At 66.4% G+C, this 20,007-nt stretch carries 15 protein-coding genes; 8 read left to right on the top strand and 7 right to left on the bottom strand.

Translation table 11 applies throughout. The features are described 5' to 3' along the window. Positions 1 to 239 precede the first annotated feature (239 nt). The 4 genes from ACSQ24_RS23255 to ACSQ24_RS23240 form a co-directional block, all read right to left on the bottom strand. Complete coding sequence (locus ACSQ24_RS23255) at positions 240 to 1,829, bottom strand: ABC transporter substrate-binding protein (RefSeq protein ID WP_436097954.1); 1,590 nt, start codon at positions 1,827 to 1,829, stop codon at positions 240 to 242. A 137-nt stretch (positions 1,830 to 1,966) separates the two neighbouring features. Then, positions 1,967 to 3,595, bottom strand: a complete 1,629-nt coding sequence (locus tag ACSQ24_RS23250; RefSeq protein ID WP_436096977.1) for an amidohydrolase — start codon at positions 3,593 to 3,595, stop codon at positions 1,967 to 1,969. A gap of 94 nt (positions 3,596 to 3,689) precedes the next feature. Continuing rightward, a complete protein-coding gene (locus ACSQ24_RS23245; protein WP_436096976.1) occupies positions 3,690 to 5,177 on the bottom strand; it encodes a M81 family metallopeptidase in 1,488 nt (495 codons plus the stop codon). Positions 5,178 to 5,323: 146 nt separating this feature from the next. Continuing rightward, complete coding sequence (locus ACSQ24_RS23240; RefSeq protein WP_436096975.1) at positions 5,324 to 6,451, bottom strand: saccharopine dehydrogenase C-terminal domain-containing protein; 1,128 nt, start codon at positions 6,449 to 6,451, stop codon at positions 5,324 to 5,326. Positions 6,452 to 6,571: 120 nt separating this feature from the next. Here ACSQ24_RS23240 and ACSQ24_RS23235 point away from each other — a divergent pair, with 120 nt between their 5' ends. Continuing rightward, positions 6,572 to 7,003 carry an Lrp/AsnC family transcriptional regulator gene (locus tag ACSQ24_RS23235; RefSeq protein ID WP_436096974.1) on the top strand — a complete coding sequence of 144 codons (432 nt, stop codon included), beginning with the start codon at positions 6,572 to 6,574 and terminating at the stop codon, positions 7,001 to 7,003. Between the two features lie 165 nt (positions 7,004 to 7,168). On the opposite strand, the gene ACSQ24_RS23230 is transcribed toward ACSQ24_RS23235, so the two are convergent. Next, the gene (locus ACSQ24_RS23230; RefSeq protein ID WP_436096973.1) at positions 7,169 to 7,972 is read right to left on the bottom strand and encodes an IclR family transcriptional regulator; all 804 of its coding nucleotides are present in this window, start codon (positions 7,970 to 7,972) and stop codon (positions 7,169 to 7,171) included. Between the two features lie 221 nt (positions 7,973 to 8,193). On the opposite strand from ACSQ24_RS23230, the gene ACSQ24_RS23225 reads away from it, so the two are divergent. The 7 genes from ACSQ24_RS23225 (at position 8,194) to ACSQ24_RS23195 (ending at position 17,655) form a co-directional block, all read left to right on the top strand. Beyond that, the gene (locus ACSQ24_RS23225; protein WP_436096972.1) at positions 8,194 to 9,762 is read left to right on the top strand and encodes an ABC transporter substrate-binding protein; all 1,569 of its coding nucleotides are present in this window, start codon (positions 8,194 to 8,196) and stop codon (positions 9,760 to 9,762) included. A gap of 266 nt (positions 9,763 to 10,028) precedes the next feature. Continuing rightward, on the top strand, positions 10,029 to 11,006 hold the full coding sequence (locus ACSQ24_RS23220; RefSeq protein WP_436096971.1) for an ABC transporter permease: 978 nt from the start codon (positions 10,029 to 10,031) through the stop codon (positions 11,004 to 11,006). After that, positions 11,003 to 11,839 carry an ABC transporter permease gene (locus ACSQ24_RS23215; RefSeq protein ID WP_436096970.1) on the top strand — a complete coding sequence of 279 codons (837 nt, stop codon included), beginning with the start codon at positions 11,003 to 11,005 and terminating at the stop codon, positions 11,837 to 11,839. The genes ACSQ24_RS23220 and ACSQ24_RS23215 overlap by 4 nt, the downstream gene beginning before the upstream one ends. Then, on the top strand, positions 11,839 to 13,446 hold the full coding sequence (locus tag ACSQ24_RS23210) for an ABC transporter ATP-binding protein (protein ID WP_436096969.1): 1,608 nt from the start codon (positions 11,839 to 11,841) through the stop codon (positions 13,444 to 13,446). Before ACSQ24_RS23215 ends, ACSQ24_RS23210 begins: the two co-directional genes overlap by 1 nt. A gap of 138 nt (positions 13,447 to 13,584) precedes the next feature. Continuing rightward, entirely contained in the window at positions 13,585 to 14,871 is a 1,287-nt protein-coding gene (locus tag ACSQ24_RS23205) for an ArgE/DapE family deacylase (protein ID WP_436096968.1), read from the top strand. Between the two features lie 239 nt (positions 14,872 to 15,110). Beyond that, complete coding sequence (locus ACSQ24_RS23200; RefSeq protein ID WP_436096967.1) at positions 15,111 to 15,995, top strand: DMT family transporter; 885 nt, start codon at positions 15,111 to 15,113, stop codon at positions 15,993 to 15,995. A gap of 115 nt (positions 15,996 to 16,110) precedes the next feature. Next, entirely contained in the window at positions 16,111 to 17,655 is a 1,545-nt protein-coding gene (locus ACSQ24_RS23195; RefSeq protein ID WP_436096966.1) for an ATP-binding protein, read from the top strand. Positions 17,656 to 17,658: 3 nt separating this feature from the next. Here the strand turns inward: ACSQ24_RS23195 and ACSQ24_RS23190 are convergent, their stop codons facing one another. Both ACSQ24_RS23190 and ACSQ24_RS23185 read right to left on the bottom strand, forming a co-directional pair. Then, complete coding sequence (locus tag ACSQ24_RS23190) at positions 17,659 to 18,678, bottom strand: LacI family DNA-binding transcriptional regulator (RefSeq protein ID WP_436096965.1); 1,020 nt, start codon at positions 18,676 to 18,678, stop codon at positions 17,659 to 17,661. A gap of 141 nt (positions 18,679 to 18,819) precedes the next feature. Next, a complete protein-coding gene (locus ACSQ24_RS23185) occupies positions 18,820 to 19,944 on the bottom strand; it encodes an ABC transporter substrate-binding protein (protein WP_436096964.1) in 1,125 nt (374 codons plus the stop codon). Positions 19,945 to 20,007: the final 63 nt, after the last annotated feature.

Genomic DNA, 20,007 nt, shown 5'->3' with positions numbered 1-20,007 from the left:
GCCGCGCAGGCGCTCGTCAATCAAATCCAGCAGGGCAGAACTGTGGAGATCAACCTGGCTCGCACACGCTGACAGAGGGAAACCTGATCCGTCATTCCGGGCTTGCCCCGGAATCCATCGTAGAGCGCCGAGCTTTATGATGGATTCCGGATCGGCGCCGCTGACGCGGCTTGTCCGGAATGACGGAGCTGTTTTCGCCGTCCGGGCCAGTGAGCCGGACGGCGAGGTTTGCGTCTCGCCTACTTCGCCGCGGGCGAGGTGGTGTCGACCCAGAGGTCCTCGTAGCGCTGCAGCGCGAGTTCGGTCGAGTTCGGCTGGAGCCCGTGCAGCCAAGGCTGATAGGCCAGCACTGCCTTGTTGTAGTTGAAGAACCAGACCGGTGCTTCTTCCTGCAGCAGGGCATTGGCCTTCTTCAAGAGGTCGAGCTGCTTGGCCGGATCGGCTTCGTTCGAGGCGTCGTCGATCAGCTTGTCGTAGCCTGCGTTCTTGAAGGTGGTGTAGTTGCAGGACGAGCGCGGCGTCGAGGAGTGGAAGCACTTCAGCGCCGTCAGCGTGTCCGGGCCGGAGGTGTTCGACCAGATATAGGCCTGGAAGTCGCCGCCCACGACGACGCCGCCGAGCGCCGAGGTCTCGACCGGCTTGACCTTCACCTTGATGCCGACCTTGGCGAGCATCGGGATCGTCGCCTCGACGATCGGAACGCCCCAGCTTTCGTTCGGCGTCGCGGTCCACTCGAACTCGAAGCCATCGGGATAGCCGGCCTCGACCAGGAGCTTCTTGGCCTTCTCCGGGTCGAAGGCGTAGGGCTTGGCGTCCTTGTCGAAGGCCGGCGAGGACAGCGGCAGCCAGCTCGATGCGCGATAGGCCTTGTCGCGAACCAGGCGCTTGATGATCAGCTCGCTGTCGATGGCGTGGTTGATCGCCTGGCGCACCCGCTTGTCCGAGAAGGGCTTGAAGGTCGGGTTCATGCCCATATTGCGGGTGAAGACCTCGGCGACCTCGAGAATGCCCTTCGACAGGTTGGGGTCGGCCTTGTAGGCGACGTACTGGGTCGAGCCCAGGATCGAGACGTCGACCTCCTTGTTGCGGAAGGCGACGTCACGCGCCGCCGCTTCGCCCATCGGCGAGATCACGAGCTTGTCGGCATAGGGCTTGCCGGCCAGGAAGTATTTGTCCCAGCGCTCGAAGGCCATGCGCGATCCCGGCACATGCTCGACGAACTTGAACGGCCCGAGGCCGATCGGCTTGTCGAAGAAGCCCGCTGCCTGCGCTTCCTTGGCCGGCAGGATCGCGGTCTGCGCCTGGAACAGGAAGTAGCCGGGATCGGCCTTGTCGGTCAGCGTCATCGAGAAGCTGGAATCGTCGATCTTCTTCAGGCCGGAGATCTCCTTGGCCTGGCCCTTCTGCACGTCGGTCGCGCCGACGATACGGGCGACATAGCGCGCGCCCGGATAGTTCTTCGAACCGTCCATGATGCGGGTGTAGGACCAGATGACGTCGTCGGCGGTCAGCTTGCGGCCGTTGTGGAAGAGCGCATTGTCGCGCAGCTTATAGGTATAGGTCTTGCCGTCGGCCGAGACCTGGACGCTCTCGGCGATGTCGAGCACCGGTTTGCCGTTCTTGGCGTCCCATTTGTAGAGCATGCCGTGCAGCGCATAGCCGTAGATCTCGTCCTGGATCTGGTTCGAGACATGGCTGTCATTGCTGACGAAGGACGCGCCGTAAGGCGCGGTGAAGCGGATGGTGCCGCCGCGGCGCGGCTCCTGGGCCTGCGCCTGCAGCGTGAAGGCCGCGAATGTCAGCGCGGTCGTGAAGGCAAGCTTTTTCAACACGTCGAAACCTCCCAATTTTTTGTTGGTGAACTTTTCAAGATCAGCGCCGTCGGCCGGCGCCGGTATTCGTTCCATCTGAGACTTTAGCGGGCTTTCACGCCCTGTCTTCTTGTTTCCATTGTGCACCGCGTCGTTCACGCGGCGCCCGAACGCTCGTACACGACCTTGCCGCCGCGAATGGTGAGATCGCAGCGCGTATCCCTGAGGATATCTTCCGGCGCGGCCGAGAGCAGGTCGCGCGAGAACACGGCGACGTCGGCGAGGAAGCCGGGCACGAGCTTGCCCTTCACCGCCTCCTGCTTCTGCGAGAAGGCGCCGTATTCGGTGTAGGCCTGCAGCGCCTCCTCGATCGAGACGCGCTGGCGTTCATCCATCACCGTGCCGCGCCAGGTCCGACGCGTCAGCATGGTGTGGAAGTTCGGGAACGGATCGGGATCGCAGACCGGCGCGTCGCTGCCGGTCGCCGGCTTCAGGCCAAGGTCGAACCAGGTCCGGAACGGATAGCTCGGCAGTGCCCGCTCCTCGCCCAGCACCTTGACGTAGGCGTCGCCGAAATCGTGGATGAAGACCTGCTGCGGGCAGGGATAGATTCCGGCCTTGACCATGCGCTCGTGCTGCTGCGGCGTCGAGAAGCCGCAATGCTCGATGCGGTGGCGCCGGTCGGGATCGGGATAGGCCGCCAGCGCCTTCTCATAGGCGGTGATCAACTGCTCGATCGCCGCGTCGCCGATGGCGTGGCAAGCGAGCTGATAGCCCCTGGCATGGGCGTCCAGCACCTGCCGTTCCAGATCCTCGTTCGAGAGCATCTGCACGCCGATGGTCTTGTCCTCGCCGAGATAGGGCTCGTTCATCCAGGCGGTGCGGCCGCCGGCCGAGCCGTCCAAGAAGATCTTGACCGCCCCGATCATCAGCATCTCGTCGCCGGTGCCGGAGATCAGCCCCGCATCATGGCACTGCGGCACGATCGAGCGGCCCTCGTCGCCGAGCAGGGCGAGCCAGGTGCGCACCGGCAAACGGCCCTCGCGCTTGGCCAGGTGGTAGGCCGCGATTTCATTGAAGCCGGTGACCATCCCGACCGCCGCATCCATGCAGCTGGTGATCCCGAGCGAGAGCAGATATTGCCCGCCGCGCTCGATCGCGGTGACGAGCTGCTCCTGGTTCGGGGCCGGAATCGCGGCCTTGACCGGGGCGCGGGCGTTCTCCGCCAGCATGCCGGTGAGCCGGCCGTTCTGCTGCTCGATCAGCCCGCCCGGTGGGGTCGGCGAAGTCTCGTCGATGCCGCCGAGCGCCAGCGCCTTCGAATTGCAGATCGAGATATGGCCGCAGGTCCGGACCAGCATCACCGGGTTGTTCGGGGAGGCGCGGTCGAGCTCCTCGCGGAACGGGTGCCGACCAGTGTCGAGCTTGGTCTGGTCATAGCCGCGCGCCAGCACCCACTCGCCGGGTTTCGACTGCGCCGCGCGGGCCGCGATCTGGCCGAGCAGCGCTTCCAGCGTCGGCGCCGCGGCGGGACGGGCGTCGACCCAGTCCATGGTCAGGCCGACCGAGATCAAATGCAGATGGGAATCGTTCAGGCCCGGCGTCGCCAGCCGGCCGGCGAGGTCGATGACGCGGGTCGATGGTCCGACCAGCTCGGCGATCTCTGCATCCTTGCCGGCGGCAAGCACTTTGTCGCCCCATAGCGCCAGCGCCTCGACCACGCCCTCCTCGCGGCCGCACCAGATCGGCCCGCCGCGCAGCACGATATCGGCCTTGACGCTCATACGCTCAGCTCCGTCGTCCCAACCATGGTCATCCTCTTTCATCTTGTCGCCGCCGGCGCTTGGCGGCCGGTCGTCTTGTCTGCGTCAGCCTTGCTCAGATATCGTCGAGCGGGAAGATCGGGCGGCGCACCTTCTCGTAAGGCCGCTCCTTGAAGTTCTTCGTCGAAAGCGCACCGGTGTCGACCTCGATCACCTCGCGCGCGATCGGCTCGAAGGCGGCGCGGAAATGCTGCATCGACTTGACGATGACAGTCGACTTCCGTGTGGGATCAACACCGAGCGAGGTGAACTGGGCAAGATCGGTCGCCTGGCCGTTATGGGTGATGACGATGATCTCGACATCGTCGACCCGCAGCAGGGCTGAGAGCCCGTAATTGCGCCAGACGCCGCCGGCCATCGGCCCGTAGCAGATGAAATGCCCGTCGGTCAGCGCCACGACATGGGCGTCGAGCTCGAGTGGACCGCCGCCCGTGTTGGGGTCGACCTTGCCGCCGAGCTTCAGCTTGACGCGGTTGCCGACGCCGGTGGCCTGCGCCGCGAGCGCCGCCTCGGGATCACGGATCGCATGGAAGCCGACATTCTTCAGGCCGGCGTCGAGTACGGCGCGCAGCAGGTTGGTCGCATCGCCATAGGCGCCGGAGCCGGGATTGTCGGAATAGTCCGAGATCACCAGCGGCTTGCCGCCGGCTTCGGGCCCGAGCGTGCCTTCACCCGCCTTGGCCCTGGCCATCGCCTCCTTCAGCGGGGTGAAGTGGATCGAGGAGAAGTGCCGCTGCTCCCAGGCATAGTCCATCAGCTCCTCGGCGATGGCCTGCGCCTTGCCGCGATCGTCATGGGTGACGGCGATGGAGGGGCCGATATCGTGCACATCGGCCGAGGAGAAGCCGGCCTGGACGCTGACCACGAGCGCATCGCCCGCCGCTTCCAGCACGTCGCCGCGACGCAATAGCTCCATGAACGGCGGCGAGGTCGTGCGCCCGCCATCGAGGGCGTAGAGGATCGGCCGGCGCGCCACCGCGACGCGCGGCCTGATCTCGCCCTTCATCGCCCGCTCGAGCAGCTCCGCCGCCTGCCAGGTCCGCTCGTACTGGTCGATATGCGGATAGGTTCGGTAGGAGATCAGCGCATTGGCGTTGTCGGCCATGAGCTGGGTCAATGTCGCGTGCAGGTCGAGCACCGCGACGACCGGCACGCCCTCTCCGACCTTGGCGCGGATGCGCTTCAGCAATTCGCCTTCGCCGTCATCGGAGCTTTCCGTCGCCATGGCGCCGTGCAGGTGCAGCAGCACGCCGTCGAGCCGGTCGCAGGCGGCAAGGATCATGTTAGCGAAGACGTCGAAGGCGGCGTCGGTGACGCGGCCGGATGGGTTGGCGCCGGTGACCAGCGGATGAACCAGGCTCCAGCCGAATTTCTCGGCCGCCTCGAAGGCCGCACCCATCGAGGTTCGCGTGCCCTGGAAGGCAGCCGGCACCTCGTTGTCGCGAAAGACGCCGTGATGGCGGAACACCGCCTCATCGGTGAGCTGAACACTGAACGTGTTCGTCTCATGCATGAATTCCGCGATCAGGACGCGTCTGGCCATCGTTCGGTCGTTCCCCCGGAAACGTTCCCTATGGAACCATTTTTCTTGTTCTAGCGCGGGAGCGGGCCACTGCCAGCCCGCACCCGCTCATGCACCCCTTGCGTTCGCCCGCTTGCGGGCAGGGGAGGATTATGCTTGGCGCGAGATCAGGCGGCGCGGGCCGCGTGACTCTCGCCGGGCGCGTTACCGAGATCCTCGGGCCGGGCATAAGCGCGGCCGAAGCGGTTGGCGAGGAAGGCATCGAAGCCGATATCCTCCTGCTTGACGAAGCCCCTTTGCGGCAGTTTGCCCTGGGCGAGCAGGTCGAGCACGGCGCAGATGCCGGACGCCGTGGTGATCTGGATGGCGCTGCGCATCACGCCACCGACAACGGCGCTGTAGACCTTGTTGGCATAGGTCTGCTGGGTCAGCCGCCCGTTCAGCCGCCCGCTGGCGGTGACGAAGATCACGACCACGTCCTGCAGCGTGCTCGGCAGGGCGTTCTCGAAGATGTCCTTCAGCACGTCGCGCCGCTCGGACAAGCGCAGATCCTGCAGCAGAGCCTTCATGATCGCGCAGTGGCCGGGGTAGCGGATCGTCCGGTAGTTCAGCGTGCGGACCTTGCCGGCGAGCGTGTCGCAGAGCGTGCCAAGCCCGCCCGAGGTGTTGAAAGCCTCGTAGGTGATGCCGTCGAGCGAGAACTCCTCGCGCTCTTCCATCGCCGGTACCAGCACGCGTTCGCCGCTGACGATCGCCTCGCAGGGCTCGCAATACTCGTTGATGACCCCGTCCGTGCTCCAGGTCAGGTTGTAATTCAGAGCATTGGACGGGTACTGCGGCAGCGCGCCCACCCTGAGCTTGAGGCTGTCCAGCTGGTCGAAATCGCGGGCGAGGTCGGCGGCGACGATCGAGATGAAGCCGGGCGCCAGCCCGCATTGCGGGATCAGTGCCGCTTTGGCGGTGAGCGCCAGTTCCTTGACGCGGCGGGTCGAGGCGACGTCCTCGGTCAGGTCGAGATAGTGCACGCCCTGCGCCGCGGCTGCCTCGGCGATGCGCGTCGTCAGATCGTAGGGCGCGGCCGAGAGGACGGCGAAGGCGCCGTTCAGGACCTGGGCGAGCTCGGCCGCGTCGGTGATGTCGACCCGGCGCGTCGAGATCGTCGGGCTGGTCTTGATCGCGGCGAGCTGCTCATTGGAACGGTCGGCGATCACCACCCGGTAATCCCCTGTGGTGCCGAGCAGGTCCGCGATGGTTGCGCCGATCTTGCCGGCGCCGATGACGACCACGGTTTTCATGGTTCCCCCGATGAATCTGTTTCTGGAGAACAGCTTCACCGAAGGCTTCGTCGGATAGAAGCCGGCGACACGACGATTCATATGGGATTTTTCAGCGAAACGCCGTAAGGTATCGGCGTTATGTCGATCGACCAGACTGACCGCCAGCTTCTGACCCTGCTAACCGAGAACGCTCGCGCGCCGGTGGCCGAGCTCGGCCGCAAGCTCGGCCTGTCGCGCACCACCGTGCAGAGCCGGATCGAGCGGCTCGAGCGCCGCAGCGTCATCGCCGGCTACACGGCGCGCCTCTCGGAGGATTACGAGAAGGGCCAGGTCAAGGCACATGTGCTGATCACCGCCCTGCCGAAGCTCGCGGCCCGGGTCGAGGCCGAACTGCGCCGGATCCCCGAGATCAGGACGCTGCACTCGGTCAGTGGCCAGTTCGACATGATCGCCGTGGTGGTCGCGCCCTCGATCGGTGAGCTCGACGGGCTGATCGATAGGATCGGCGCGCTCGAGGGCGTCGAGCGCACCATGTCGTCGATCATCCTCTCGACCCGGATCGAGCGGTAGTCCGCGCGTCTTTCCGGGGCAGGCCGAAGGCCTGAGCCCGGAACCCAGAACCGATGCGCTCGCTCATTGAGGCGATGCGATCAGCGGCTTTCTGGAGTTGGGCATCAGTTCTGGGTTCCGGGCTCGTTGCTTCGCAACGCCCCGGAATGACGGAGTGGTTCCGGCTCAAGCCGGCAGCACCCGCGCCCCGATCCGCGCTGCCGCGTCGCGCAGCGCGTCGAGATGCACCGGATGCCCTTCCGGTGCGACGATCGAGGTCAGCGAGGAGATGCTGAGCGCTCCGGCGAGCACGCCGGCGCGGTCGAAGATCGGTACGCCGACGCCGGTCAGCCCGATGAAGAAATCGTCGGCGGCGAGCTCCCAGCCTTGCGCCTTGATGCGGTCGGCCTCGTGCCAGAGGAGCTCCGGATCGGTCTGGCTCGCCGGCGCGCGCTTGGGCAGATCGAGCGAGAGGGCGAACCGGCGCTGGTCATCGTCGAGATAGGCCAGCAGCACCCTCGGACCACCGCCGCAGTTCAACGGTGCCTGCGCCCCGACCGCGAACCAGGTCGCGTCGACATGCGGCAGCGAGGCCCGCACCCGGTCGACGCAGAGGCCGCGCCCGGCGATATGCACCCAGAGGAAGGCGGTCGCACCGGTCTTTTCGGCGATCTCGGTCAGATAGGGCCCGGAGATGTCGCGCAATTCGCGGCCGGTCGTGACGGCGCTGCCGAGCTCGATCAGCCCGACCGCCAGCGCATAGCTTTGTGCGTGTTCGTCGTATTCGACGAGCTCGTTGAGCTGCAGCGTCAGCAGGAGGCGCCGCGTCGTGCCCTTGTCGAGGCCGACCTGCCGCGCCAGTTCGCTGAGGCCGAGCCGGGGGTGCTCCGGGCGGAAGGCTCTGAGCAAGGCGATGGCGCGATCGACCGCCCGGACGATCGGCACGCCCGGCGGCAGTTGCGCGGCCCTGGCCCGGTCATCCTGATTCATTGCACCTGAAGGCTGCGCCATGTTCGATTGCTGAGCGTGTCGCCTAATAACACGCCATGTCAAGCATTGACACGGATTTTGTCTCTCGCTTTCATTGCAGCGGAGCTTGCCAACCGGCGCATGATCGGGTGCGATCCGCCTGAGCTGGCCGGTGAATGAAAAACGGGGACGCTTGGGCCGCTGCGTGCTGCGGATCCCGGCGCTGGGAACGGAGAACGACGATGACCGGATTGAGATTTGGCCTGGCGCTCGCCGCCTCCGTCCTGGCGCTCGGAGTGGCGCAAGCTCAGACACCGACACCGACACCGAAGAAGGGCGGCACGGTCCATGTCGTCGTCCAGCCCGAGCCGCCGATGCTGATGCAGGGGCTCAATCAGAACGGCCCGACCAACATGGTCGCCGGCAACATCTACGAATCCCTGCTGCGCTATGACGAGAAGCTTAATCCGCAGCCCTCGCTGGCGAAGAGCTGGGAGATTTCGCCGGACGCCAAGGTCTACACCTTCAAGCTGCAGGAGGGCGTGACCTGGCATGACGGCAAGCCGTTCACGGCCGACGATGTCGTCTTCACGCTCGACAAGTTCTTGCGCGAGGTCCATCCGCGCTGGCGCCCGATCGTCAACGCCCAGGTCGAGAAGATCGAGAAGGTCGACGACCTCACCGTGAAGATCACGCTGAAGCAGCCCTTCGGCCCGATGATCATGACACAGGAGGTCGCCTCCGCGCCGATGATCCCCAAGCACATCTATGACGGCACCGATTACCGCGCCAACCCGGCCAACAACACGCCGATCGGCACCGGCCCCTTCAAGCTGAAGGAGTGGAAGAAGGGCTCCTATATCCACCTCGTCAAGAACGAGAACTACTGGCTGAAGGGCAAGCCGAACCTCGACGAGATCTACTGGCAGATCATCCCCGACGCGGCAGCGCGCGCCGTCGCCTACGAGACCGGCAAGGTCGATGTGCTGACCGGCGGCTCGGTCGATGTCTACGACGTGGCGCGGCTCTCCAAGCTGCCCAACACCTGCGTGACCACCAAGGGCTGGGAGATGTTCGCGCCCCATGCCTGGCTGACGCCCAATGTCCGCAACGGCATTCTCGGCAACAAGCAGTTCCGCCAGGGCCTGATGTACGCGATCGACCGCGAATTCGGCCGCGAGGTGGTCTGGGGCGGGCTCGGCAAGCTGCCGACCGGCCCGATCTCGTCGAAGACCAAGTTCTATTCGTCCGACGTGCCGCTCTACGCCTTCGACCCGAAGAAGGCGAAGGAGCTAATCAAGGCCTCCGGCTACAAGGGCGAGACGATCCGCCTGCTCAACCTGCCCTATGGCGAGACCTGGACGCGCTGGACCGAGGCGATCAAGCAGAACCTCGAGGATGTCGGGGTCAAGGTGCAGGTCGAGAACACCGACGTGCCCGGCTGGACCCAGAAGGCCAGCAACTGGGACTTCGATCTCAACTTCAACTTCCTCTACCAGCTCGGCGATCCCGCCATGGGCGTGGCGCGCAGCTACATCTCGACCAACATCGCCAAGGGCAATCCTTTCGCCAATGTCGGCGGCTATTCCAACCCCGAGGTCGACAAGCTCTTCGCCGAGGCGGCGATCGCGCCGACCGACAAGGAACGCCAGGACCTCTATACCAAGGTGCAGAAGCTCCTCGCCGACGAATTGCCGGTGCTCTGGCTGCTCGAGATGGATTTCCCGACGATCTATCGCTGCAACGTCAAGAACCTCGTCACCACCGGCATCGGCGTCGACGACGGCTTCCGCGATGCCTGGAAGGAGTGATGGGGCTTGCTCGCCTTCCCTTCTCCCCTTGCGGGAGAAGGTGGCGCGTAGCGCCGGATGAGGGGTCGCGCTGCCCTCTCCGAAGCTCGATCATGCCATCCGCCGACGCGGCAATCGTCGCGAGACCCCTCATCCGTCAGCGCTGCGCGCTGCCACCTTCTCCCGCATCAAAGTCGGCCGTCGCCGATTTTGACACCTTGGGTAGCCCATCTCGGGCAAGCCCGAGATGGGTGGGAGAAGGGTGCGCGCCCAGCCGGATCGTCTGAATGAACCTCGCGCAATTCCTCGCTGGCCGCCTCGCGAAGGGGATCGTCGTCCTCTTCGCCATCGCGGTGCTGAACTTCTTCCTGATCCGGGCCGCGCCCGGCGACCCGGCACAGGTGCTGGCCGGAGAGGCGGGCGCCGCCGACGAGCAACTGCTGATCCAGCTGCGCGAGCGCTTCGGCCTCGACCAGCCGCTGCTGACCCAGCTCTGGGTCTATCTCAAGGGCTATCTCACCTTCGACCTCGGCTTCAGTTACCGCCAGCAGCAGACGGTGCTGAGCCTGATCCTCGATCGTTTGCCGGCGACATTGCTGCTTACCGGCGCCGCTTTCCTGGTCTCGCTCGGCTTAGGCGTCCTGATGGGCGCGCTCGCCGCCCGCCGCGCCGGCCGCTGGCAGGACAGCGTCATCACCACGCTGGCGCTGGTCTTCTATGCGACCCCCCTGTTCTGGGTCGCGCTGATGAGCCAGATCGTCTTCTCGCTGAAACTCGGCCTCGTACCCAATGTCGGCTACGAGACCATCGGCGCGAACTATTCCGGCCTTGCCCGCGCGCTGGATATCACCAGCCATCTCGTCCTGCCGGCCCTGACGCTCGGCCTGTTCTTCACTGCGCTCTACGCCAGGATGATGCGAGCCTCGATGCTCGAGGTCGCCGGCGCCGATTTCGTCAAGACGGCCCGCGCCAAGGGCCTCAGTCCCGGCGTGATCTCGCGCCGCCATGTCGCCCGCAACGCGATCCTGCCGGTGGTGACGCTGGCGGGGCTCCAGGCCGGCCAGCTCGTCGGCGGCGCGGTGCTGACCGAGACCGTCTTTGCCTGGCCGGGGATCGGACGGCTGATGTTCGATGCCTTGGTGCAGCGTGATTATTCCGTGCTGCTCGGCGTCTTCTTCATCTCCTCGGCCATGGTCGTCGGCTTCAATATCCTGACCGATATCGTCTACCGGCTGGCTGATCCGCGCATCGAGGCGGTGTCATGAACTTCCTCAAGCGCTTCGCCCGCAATCGCGGCGCCCTGATCGGCCTCATCATTCTGGTCGCGGTGGTTCTCTTTGCCATCCTCGCGCCCTCGCTCTATCCGCAGTCGCCCTGGCGGACGGTGGCGCGGCCCTTTCTCGCCCCCTTCGTGATGGAGCGCTTCCCGCTCGGCACCGATACGCTCGGGCGCGACCTTGCCTCCGGCCTCGCGCATGGCGCCCGCGTCTCGCTGACGATCGGGCTGGTCTCGACGCTGGTCGCGCTGCTGATCGGCGTGCCGCTCGGCGCCATCGCCGGCTATGCCGGCGGGCTCATCGACGATGCGCTGATGCGCTTCACCGAATTCTTCCAGACCATTCCCTCCTTCGCTCTCGCCATCGTCCTGGTCGCGATCCTGCAGCCCAAGCTCGGCTCGATCGTGCTTGCGATCGGCGTGGTGTCGTGGCCGCCGGTGGCGCGATTGGTGCGCGGCGAGGTGCTCTCGCTGAAGACGCGCGAATATGTCCAGGCGGCGATCACCATCGGCCAGCCCACGTCGCGCATCATCTGGAGCCAGGTCCTGCCCAATACGATCGCGCCGATCATCGTCATGGGCTCGCTGATGATCGGCTCGGCGATCCTGCTCGAATCCTCGCTCTCCTTCCTCGGCCTCGGCGATCCCAACCTGATGAGCTGGGGCTACATGGTCGGCGCCGGCCGCACGCGCCTGCTCGATGCCTGGTGGATCAGCTTCTTCCCCGGCGTCGCGATCTTCCTGACCGTGCTGGCGCTCAATCTCGCCGGCGAGGGGCTGAACGACGCGCTGAACCCGCGCCTTGCCCGGGAGAGGGAATGATGGCCGCTCCCGTTCTTTCGATCGAAGGCCTGAAGCTCGCTCTGCCGTCGCTTGCCGACCGCGCCTTTGCGGTCGAAGACGTGACGCTGAGCATCGCCCCCGGCGAGACGCTCTGCGTCGTCGGCGAATCCGGCTCCGGCAAGTCGATGATCGCCCATGCGGTGATGGGCTTGCTGCCGCGCGCGGTGAAACCGGTCGCGGGCGCGATCAGGCTCGCCGGCCGCGACCTGCTCGCGCTCTCCGAAGACGCCATGCAGGACGTGCGCGGCCGCGAGGTCGGCATGATCTTCCAGGAGCCGATGACCTCGCTCAACCCGGTCATGCGCGTCGCCGACCAGATCGTCGAGACCTTCGAGGCGCATCGGCTGCTGAGCAAACCGGAACGCTATGCCCGCGCCGTCGCATTGCTGACCGAGGTCGGCCTGCCCGAGCCCGAACGGCTGGCGCGCGCCTATCCGCACGAGCTCTCGGGCGGCCAGCGCCAGCGCGTGATGATCGCGATGGCGCTGGCGCTCGAGCCCAAGCTGCTGATCGCCGACGAGCCGACCACCGCGCTCGACGTGACCACGCAGGCGCAGATCCTCAAGCTGCTCGACAATCTCCGCCACAAGCACGGCACGGCGGTCCTATTCATCACCCATGACATGGGCGTCGTCGCCGAGATCGCCGACCGGATCGCTGTGTTGGAAAAGGGCGTGCTGGTCGAGGAGGGCACGGTCGATCAGGTGCTGGGTTCGCCGCGCCATCCCTACACCCAGAAGCTGCTCGCCGCCGTGCCCTCGCTGACGCCGCCGGAGCGGCCGGCGCTGCCGGAGAGCAAGCCGGTGCTCACCGTCGAGAAGCTCGGCAAGGTCTATCGCAAGCGCGCCTTCTTCCGCCCCGGCCGCGAGGTCAGGGCCGCCGACGATGTCAGCTTCACGCTGGCGCGGGGCGAGACGCTCGGGCTCGTCGGTGAATCCGGTTCGGGCAAGTCGACGGTCGGGCGCTGCTGCCTGCGCCTGATCGAGCCGGATACAGGGCGCATCGTGCTCGGCGATCTCGCCATCACCGATCTCAGCGTCGCTGCGCTGCGCCCGCATCGCAAGCGCATCCAGATGGTCTTCCAGGACCCGTTCGCCTCGCTCAACCCGCGCCAGACCGTCGGCCGGATCATCTCGGACGGGCCGGTCGCGCATGGCGTCTCGCGCAAGGACGCGCTGGCGCGGGCGAAGGAGTTGCTCGAACTGGTCGGGCTCTCCGCCAACGCGATCGACCGCTACCCGCATGAATTCTCCGGCGGCCAGCGCCAGCGCATCGGCATCGCCCGGGCCCTCGCGCTGGAGCCCGATGTGCTCGTCGCCGACGAGGCGGTCTCGGCGCTCGACGTCTCCGTGCAGGCGCAGATCCTGACGCTGATCAAGGACATCCAGCAGCGGCTCGGCCTCGCCATCCTGTTCGTCACCCACGACCTGCGCGTCGCCGCCCAGATCTGCGACAAGATCGCGGTGATGCAGCGCGGCAGGATCGTCGAGAGCGGCCCGACCGCCGCGCTCTTCGCCGCCCCGCAGCACGCCTACACCCGCCAGCTCCTCGCCGCCGTCCCGGGCGGGCAATGGTTTGGGCGGTGAGCTATGCGTCATTCTCGGGCGCAGCGCAGCGGAGACCCGAGAATCTCAGGACCAGATAGCTGGTTTCCGAGATGGTCGGGTCAAGCCCGACCATGACGAGCCGGCCGAACGCTTGCCTATGTATCGGAGACCCTACCCATGCCGCTCGATCCCGCCCTTCGTGACCGCATCCTCGCTTCCGTCGAAGCGGGCTTTGTCGAACAGGTCGCCTTCACTCAGGAGATGATCCGCTTCCCCTCGACGCGCGGTGACGAGCATACCGTCCAGGACTTCGTCTTCCGTGCCCTCAAAGCACGCGGCTTCACCATGGATCGCTTCGCCATGGACCGCGAGGCGATCGGCCGCCACCCCGGCGGCGCGCCGTTCTCGGATACGCACTCGGAAGCGCCGATCGTCGTCGGCATCCACCATCCGCGCGAGGAGAAGGGGCGCTCGCTGATCCTGCAGGCCCATGTCGACGTGGTGCCGACCGGCCCGGCCGAGCTCTGGACCCACCCGCCCTTCGATCCGGTCATCGACGGCGACTGGCTCTATGGCCGCGGCGGCGCCGACATGAAGGCCGGGGGCGCCGCCAATCTCTTCTGCCTCGACGCACTCCGGCGCATCGGCCTGCAGCCGGCGGCGACCGTCTATGTCCAGTCGGTGGTCGAGGAGGAATCGACCGGCAACGGCGCGCTGATGACGCATCTGCGCGGCTACAAGGCCGACGCCGTGCTGATCCCCGAGCCGGAGGAGGAGATGCTCGTGCGTGCCAACACCGGCGTGCTCTGGTTCCAGTTCGAGGTCCGCGGCGAACCGGTGCATGTCCGCGAGATGGGCGTCGGCGCCAACGCCATCGATGCGGCCTATCGCGCCGTTGGCGCGCTGCGCGAGCTCGAGGAGGAACTCAATCGCGAGAAGTCCGGCCGGTCGCATTTCGAGGATGTCGCCCATCCGATCAACCTCAACATCGGCAAGATCGAGGGCGGTGACTGGGCCTCCTCGGTGCCGTGCTGGTGCAGGGTCGATTGCCGGATCGGGCTCTATCCCGGCATGTCCGCCGACGAGCTCGGCAAGCGCATCGAGGCCAAGGTGCTCGCCTTCGCGCGCACCGACAATTTCCTCGCGAACAACCCGCCCAAGGTGGTCTTCAACGGCTTCTGGTCGGAGGGCTATGTGCTGGAGCCCGGCAGCGAGGCGGAAGCCGTGCTCGACCGCGCCCATCAGGGCTCGACCGGCACGGCGCTGGAGAGCTTCATGACCCCAGGCTATCTCGATACCCGCGTCTACGCGCTCTACGACAAGGTGCCGGCGCTTTGCTACGGGCCGATCTCGCAGAACATCCACGCCTTCGATGAGCGCGTCAGCCTCGCCTCGCTGAAGCGCATCACCGGCACCATGGCGCTCTTCGTCGCCGAATGGTGCGGGGTGGAGCCGGTCGCCTGAGCTTCTCCCTTCCCCCTTGTGGGGAAGGGTTGGGGATGGGGGTGGTGCCGCCTGGTGACCCCTCAAAGAAAAAGGCTGGCAGCAGCGACAGCGCGATAGGGTTCAACCCGATCGCTCCAGCTTTGCGACCCCCACCCCTGCCCCTCCCCACAAGGGGGAGGGGTTTCCCGCCTGCCGTGCATCGAGCCTCCATCGAAATGGCATGACGCCGGCAACGCATCCTCCCGCATAGTCTGTTCATGCCGTCCGTTCCAGCCCGCTCGCTTCTGCTCGTCCCGTTGCTCGGGCTACTTTGGGGCTTCAACTGGCCGGCGGTCCGGATCTCGCTGACCGAGATCGCGCCCTGGACCTTGCGGGCCGGCGGCATGACCTTCGCCGGCCTCGCTCTGGTGGCGGTCGCGCTGGCACGCGGTGTCAGTCTCAAGGTGCTCGCGGCGCATTGGCCGAGGCTGATCGTCGCCGGCATCCTCTCGATCGCCGCCTTCAACATCCTGCTTGCCTTCGCGCAGTTGATGGCGCCGACCTCGCGCGCCGCCATCCTGACCTTCACCATGCCGGTCTGGGCGACGCTCATGGCCTGGCCGGTGCTTGGCGAGCGCTTCGACCGCCCGAGATTGATCGGCCTGGGGCTGGGCGTTGCCGGATTGCTCTGTCTCGGCCTGCCACTGATCCGGGCCGGGCAATTGTCGCCGGGGCTCGCGCTGGCTCTCCTTGCGAGCCTGAGTTGGGCGCTGGGTACGATCGTCACCAAGCGCTGGCCGGTCGCGGCACCGACACTGGCGATCGCCGCCTGGCAATTGCTGATCGGTGGCGCGGCCGCCGGTGTCGGCATGCTGATCTTCGAAGGCGTGCCGGTTCCGAAGGCCTTGTCGCCGCCGGTTGCGGCGGCGCTCGCCTTCCATATCCTCGGCGCGCAGGCACTCGCCTATTTCCTCTGGTTCACAGTGATCGCCCGGCTTCCGGCCGGTATTGCCAGCCTCGGCACTCTGATGGTCCCGGCGGTCGGCGCATTAGGCTCTGTCCTCTTGCTCGGCGAACGCCCGGCGGCGAGCGACTGGCTCGGGCTCGTGCTCGTCGTCGCAGCCTCCGGCGCGATTCTGGTCTCGCCGAAGCCGACGCGCTGACCTTGCGTCAATCTTTCTTTGTCCCAGCGGGAACCTTTTGCATGGCGCCGCGTTCAGGGCGTTCGACATGTCACATGCCAGGGTTCCAAACGTGCTCGAGATTGCGGAAGGTCCGATGACCGCCGAGCGCTATCGGCTGCTGGTGGAGTCCGTCACGGACTATGCCATCTACATGCTCGACCCGCAGGGAATGGTGATCAGCTGGAACCCGGGTGCCCGGCGCTTCAAGGGTTATGAGGATCACGAGATCATCGGCCAGTCCTTCTCCCGTTTCTACACCGAGGAGGATCGCGCTTCCGGCCTGCCGGAACGCGCTCTGAGCCAGGCCGCGGAGGAGGGCCGCTTCGAGAGCGAGGGCTGGCGAGTCCGCAAGGACGGCAGCCGCTTCTGGGCCCATGTGGTCATCGATCCGATTCTCGACCAGGCGAGCGGACGGGTGCTCGGCTACGCTAAGATCACGCGCGATCTGACCGAGCGGCGCAAGATCGAGGCCGATCTCGACGTCGCGCGCGAGGCGCTGTTCCAGGCACAGAAGATCGAGATGCTCGGCCAACTCACTGGCGGTGTCGCGCACGATTTCAACAATCTGCTGACCGCCATCCTCGGCAGCCTCGAACTGGTCCGCCGCCAGATCGCCGACGAGCGCCAGCTCACTCTGATCGACAATGCGATCCGCGGTGCGAGCCGTGGTGTCTCGCTGACACAGCGCATGCTCTCCTTTGCCCGCAAGCAGGAACTCGCCTCGCAGCCAGTGGCGATCGGGGGGCTCGTCGCCGGGATGAACGAATTGCTGCAAGGCTCGATCGGCCCGTTGATCCAGATCGAGACGCATTTCCCTGCCGATCTCGCGACGGCGACTGCCGATCCGAACCAGCTCGAAACCGCCCTGCTCAACCTCGCGGTCAATGCCCGGGATGCTATGCCCAGGGGTGGCGTACTGCATATCCGCGGCAGCAATGAACAGATCGGCGGCGGGCACCCGATCGGCTTGCCAGCCGGCGGCTATGTCCGCCTTTCGGTCGCCGATAATGGCATCGGCATGGACGCCAAAACGCTTGCCCAGGCGACCGAGCCGTTCTTCACCACCAAGGGGGTCGGCAAGGGCACGGGGCTTGGCCTCTCGATGGTGCACGGCATGGCCGAGCAACTCGGCGGCCGGCTGCAGCTCGACAGCTGTCCGGGGCAAGGCACGACGGTGGAGATCTGGCTGCCGGCTGCTGCGTCGGCGGCTATGGCTGAAACGGCCCGGCCGCCCGTGGAGCTCAAGACCGAGGTCGCTGCGGCGGCCCGCCCGCTCACCGTGCTCGCGGTCGACGATGACGCGCTCGTGCTGATGAACACCACCGCGCTGCTGGAGGATCTCGGCCACAGGGTCATCGAGGCGGTCTCGGGCAGGGAGGCGCTGGCGATCCTGGAGGATCACGGTGAGGTCGACCTGTTGATCACCGACCATGCCATGCCCCAAATGACTGGGGCGCAACTGATCGCTGTAGTCGGCGAACGCTGGCCGACCCTGCCGGTCATCCTCGCCACTGGCTATGCCGATCTGCCGGCCGGCGCGGGAGCTGGCGTGCTGCGCCTGAGCAAGCCGTTCTGGCAGGCGGATCTGGAAAAGGCGGTCGCTGGGGCAATGGCGCGACGCACCACGGCGGCGGCCTGAGGCTTATCCGGACTTTCCATCTTCGCTGCGCGGTGGCGCCGTCGAGGCGCGTTCGACGAGCCGCGTCGGTAGCATGAGGTCGGAGCGGTCGCCCTGTCCCGACAATTGCGCGATCAACAGCGCCATCGCCGCCTGCCCGATCTCGCGGCGCGGCTGATGCACGGTGGTGAGCTGCGGCTCGACCGCCTCCGCCAGCACGATATCGTCGAAGCCGACGACCGAGACGTCGTCGGGGACGTTGCGGCCCCGCGCACGCAACTCGCCCATCGCGCCGACCGCCATCTGGTCGCTGGCGGCGAAGACGGCGGTGTAGTCGACGCTGCCCGCGTCGAGCGTGCGGATCGCGGCGCGTCCGGCGGCGAGGCCGAAATCACCCTCGACGACGAGGCGCGGATCGGCCGCGATGCCGGCATCGGCGAGGCCGGCGAGGTAGCCGTCCCGGCGGTCGAGGCTCATCGGATCGGGCATCGGTCCGGCGATATGGGCGATACGGCGATGGCCGAGCCTGGCGAGATGGGCAACGGCGGCCCGTGCCGCAGCGTGGTTATCGACCTTGACCGTCGGCAGGTTCAGCCCGGGCAGCATTTCCAGCGCGACCACGATCGGCGGCAGCCGGCCGCGGGTGGCGAGCGCCTCGGGGAAGCGGCCGACCATCAGGATCAGCCCATCGGCATGACGCTCGTGCACCATGTCGACATAGCGCATGATGCGCTCGTCATCGTCGCGGGCATCGCCCATCAGCACCTTGTAGCCGGCGTCGATCGCCGCCTCTTCGACGCCCTTGTAGATCTCAAGATAGAACGGGTTGCTGATGTCGCGCACCAGCAGGATCACCGTGCGCGTCGCCTGGAGCCTGAGATTGCGGGCCTGGGCATTCGGGATGAAGCCTGTCGCCTTGACCGCCTCGATCACGCGCTCGCGGGTTCGCGCCTTGACCTTCTCCGGCTGCGCCAAAGCGCGCGATACCGTGGCCGTCGAGACGCCGGCGAGGCGCGCGACTTCCGCGATGGTCGGAGCGGTCAAGGATATGTCTTGCAAGGCCAATGGTCTGGAAAAGCGGCGGCGAATCGGCACGACGGAAGCAGGAGCTCCATCATGCCGCAATCGCTGCCGGCTGAGCAAAAGGCAGGGCGCCCGCGTCGCGCGGGCGCCCCATCGTCCTCGTTACTTGCCGCCCCAACGGGCCGGATAGTTCGTCATCTGCTCGCAGCCGCAGAGCGCATAGTGCAGCGGCGGCATCTTGTCGTTGACGTATTTGTCGAGCGTCTCGGTGGTGATCGCCGGTTGCGGCAGCTTCCAGGTCGGGCCGGTGACCGGCTCGCCCTTGAGGATGCGGATCGCCGCGATCACCGGAGTGCGCCATTGATAGGTCGGATAGGTCGGCGCGATCGCGGTGAGCTTGTTCTTCTTCCACTTCTGCAGGAAGTCCTGCTGGTCCTCGCCGTTGATCACCGGATAGGGCTTGCCGGCGTCCTCGAAGGCTTCGAGCGCCGCGACCGCGGTCGCGCCCGCATCCATCCAGACGCCGTCGATCTTGCCGAAGCGGTTGATGTAGTCCTCGACGATCGCCTTGGTCTTGGCGTTGTCGCCATTGGTGAACTCGGCGCCGACGACCTTGATGCCCTTCTCCTTGAAGATGCGCTCGGCCGCGGCCCAGCGGTTCTCCAACACGTCGACGCCTGGCAGGATGCGCAGCGCCAGCACCGAGCCGCCGGCCGGGATCTTCTCGGCGATGAAGCTCGCGCCCTGGATGCCGAAGCCGTAGCCGCCGATCGGGTTGATGAAGGTGACCGGCGCCTTGCTGTCGACGCCGCGGTCGAAGACCACGACGGGCAGCTTCTTCGCGGCAGCCTCGACCGCCGGCGTCAACGCCGCTGTGGTGTTCGGCGAGACGATCAGCGCGTCGCACTGGCCGCTGTTGACGAAGGCGTTGATGTCCGAGATTTGCTTGTCGTCCTTGCCCTCGGCATCGGCATGGGTGAACGAGGCGATGTCGGCCTTGTGGGCGTCGACCTCGGCCTGCATGTTGGTGAAGCCGACGACGCGCCAGGGGTTGTTAACGCCGGCATTGGAGAAACAGAGCTTGTAGGGGCCGGGCTTCTTGTACTTGGCGGTGTCGACCTTCTCGCCGCCGAGATTCTGCTCCCAGGGTTTGCCGTCCGGTCCCTGCGGGGCGACCGTGAGCAGGGCCTTCTGCCGCTCGAACTCGGCCGGATCGTTGAAGTTCTGTGCCAGCGCGGCACTCGACAGGCCTGCCAGTAATGCGGCCAAAGCGATATGCGTCTTCATCGTCACCTCCCTCTCTGTCGTGCCGCCTTGCCGGCGGCCTTTGGCGGAGCGCGTGGGGTCACG

It is taken from the genome of Allobosea sp. LjRoot237, from assembly GCF_964253285.1.
Taxonomy (GTDB): domain Bacteria; phylum Pseudomonadota; class Alphaproteobacteria; order Rhizobiales; family Beijerinckiaceae; genus Allobosea.
This window is presented reverse-complemented; position numbering and strand designations above follow the sequence as displayed.

Excerpts from the sequence above, each read along its gene's own strand:
- ACSQ24_RS23225 (WP_436096972.1), top strand. The coding sequence starts at position 8,194 with ATGACCGGATTGAGATTTGGCCTGGCGCTCGCCGCCTCCGTCCTGGCG.
- ACSQ24_RS23240 (WP_436096975.1), bottom strand. The coding sequence starts at position 6,451 with ATGAAAACCGTGGTCGTCATCGGCGCCGGCAAGATCGGCGCAACCATC.
- ACSQ24_RS23210 (WP_436096969.1), top strand. The coding sequence starts at position 11,839 with ATGGCCGCTCCCGTTCTTTCGATCGAAGGCCTGAAGCTCGCTCTGCCG.
- ACSQ24_RS23200 (WP_436096967.1), top strand. The coding sequence starts at position 15,111 with ATGCCGTCCGTTCCAGCCCGCTCGCTTCTGCTCGTCCCGTTGCTCGGG.
- ACSQ24_RS23220 (WP_436096971.1), top strand. The coding sequence starts at position 10,029 with ATGAACCTCGCGCAATTCCTCGCTGGCCGCCTCGCGAAGGGGATCGTC.
- ACSQ24_RS23230 (WP_436096973.1), bottom strand. The coding sequence starts at position 7,972 with ATGAATCAGGATGACCGGGCCAGGGCCGCGCAACTGCCGCCGGGCGTG.
- ACSQ24_RS23235 (WP_436096974.1), top strand. The coding sequence starts at position 6,572 with ATGTCGATCGACCAGACTGACCGCCAGCTTCTGACCCTGCTAACCGAG.
- ACSQ24_RS23245 (WP_436096976.1), bottom strand. The coding sequence starts at position 5,177 with ATGGCCAGACGCGTCCTGATCGCGGAATTCATGCATGAGACGAACACG.
- ACSQ24_RS23205 (WP_436096968.1), top strand. The coding sequence starts at position 13,585 with ATGCCGCTCGATCCCGCCCTTCGTGACCGCATCCTCGCTTCCGTCGAA.
- ACSQ24_RS23250 (WP_436096977.1), bottom strand. The coding sequence starts at position 3,595 with ATGAGCGTCAAGGCCGATATCGTGCTGCGCGGCGGGCCGATCTGGTGC.
- ACSQ24_RS23195 (WP_436096966.1), top strand. The coding sequence starts at position 16,111 with ATGACCGCCGAGCGCTATCGGCTGCTGGTGGAGTCCGTCACGGACTAT.
- ACSQ24_RS23185 (WP_436096964.1), bottom strand. The coding sequence starts at position 19,944 with ATGAAGACGCATATCGCTTTGGCCGCATTACTGGCAGGCCTGTCGAGT.
- ACSQ24_RS23215 (WP_436096970.1), top strand. The coding sequence starts at position 11,003 with ATGAACTTCCTCAAGCGCTTCGCCCGCAATCGCGGCGCCCTGATCGGC.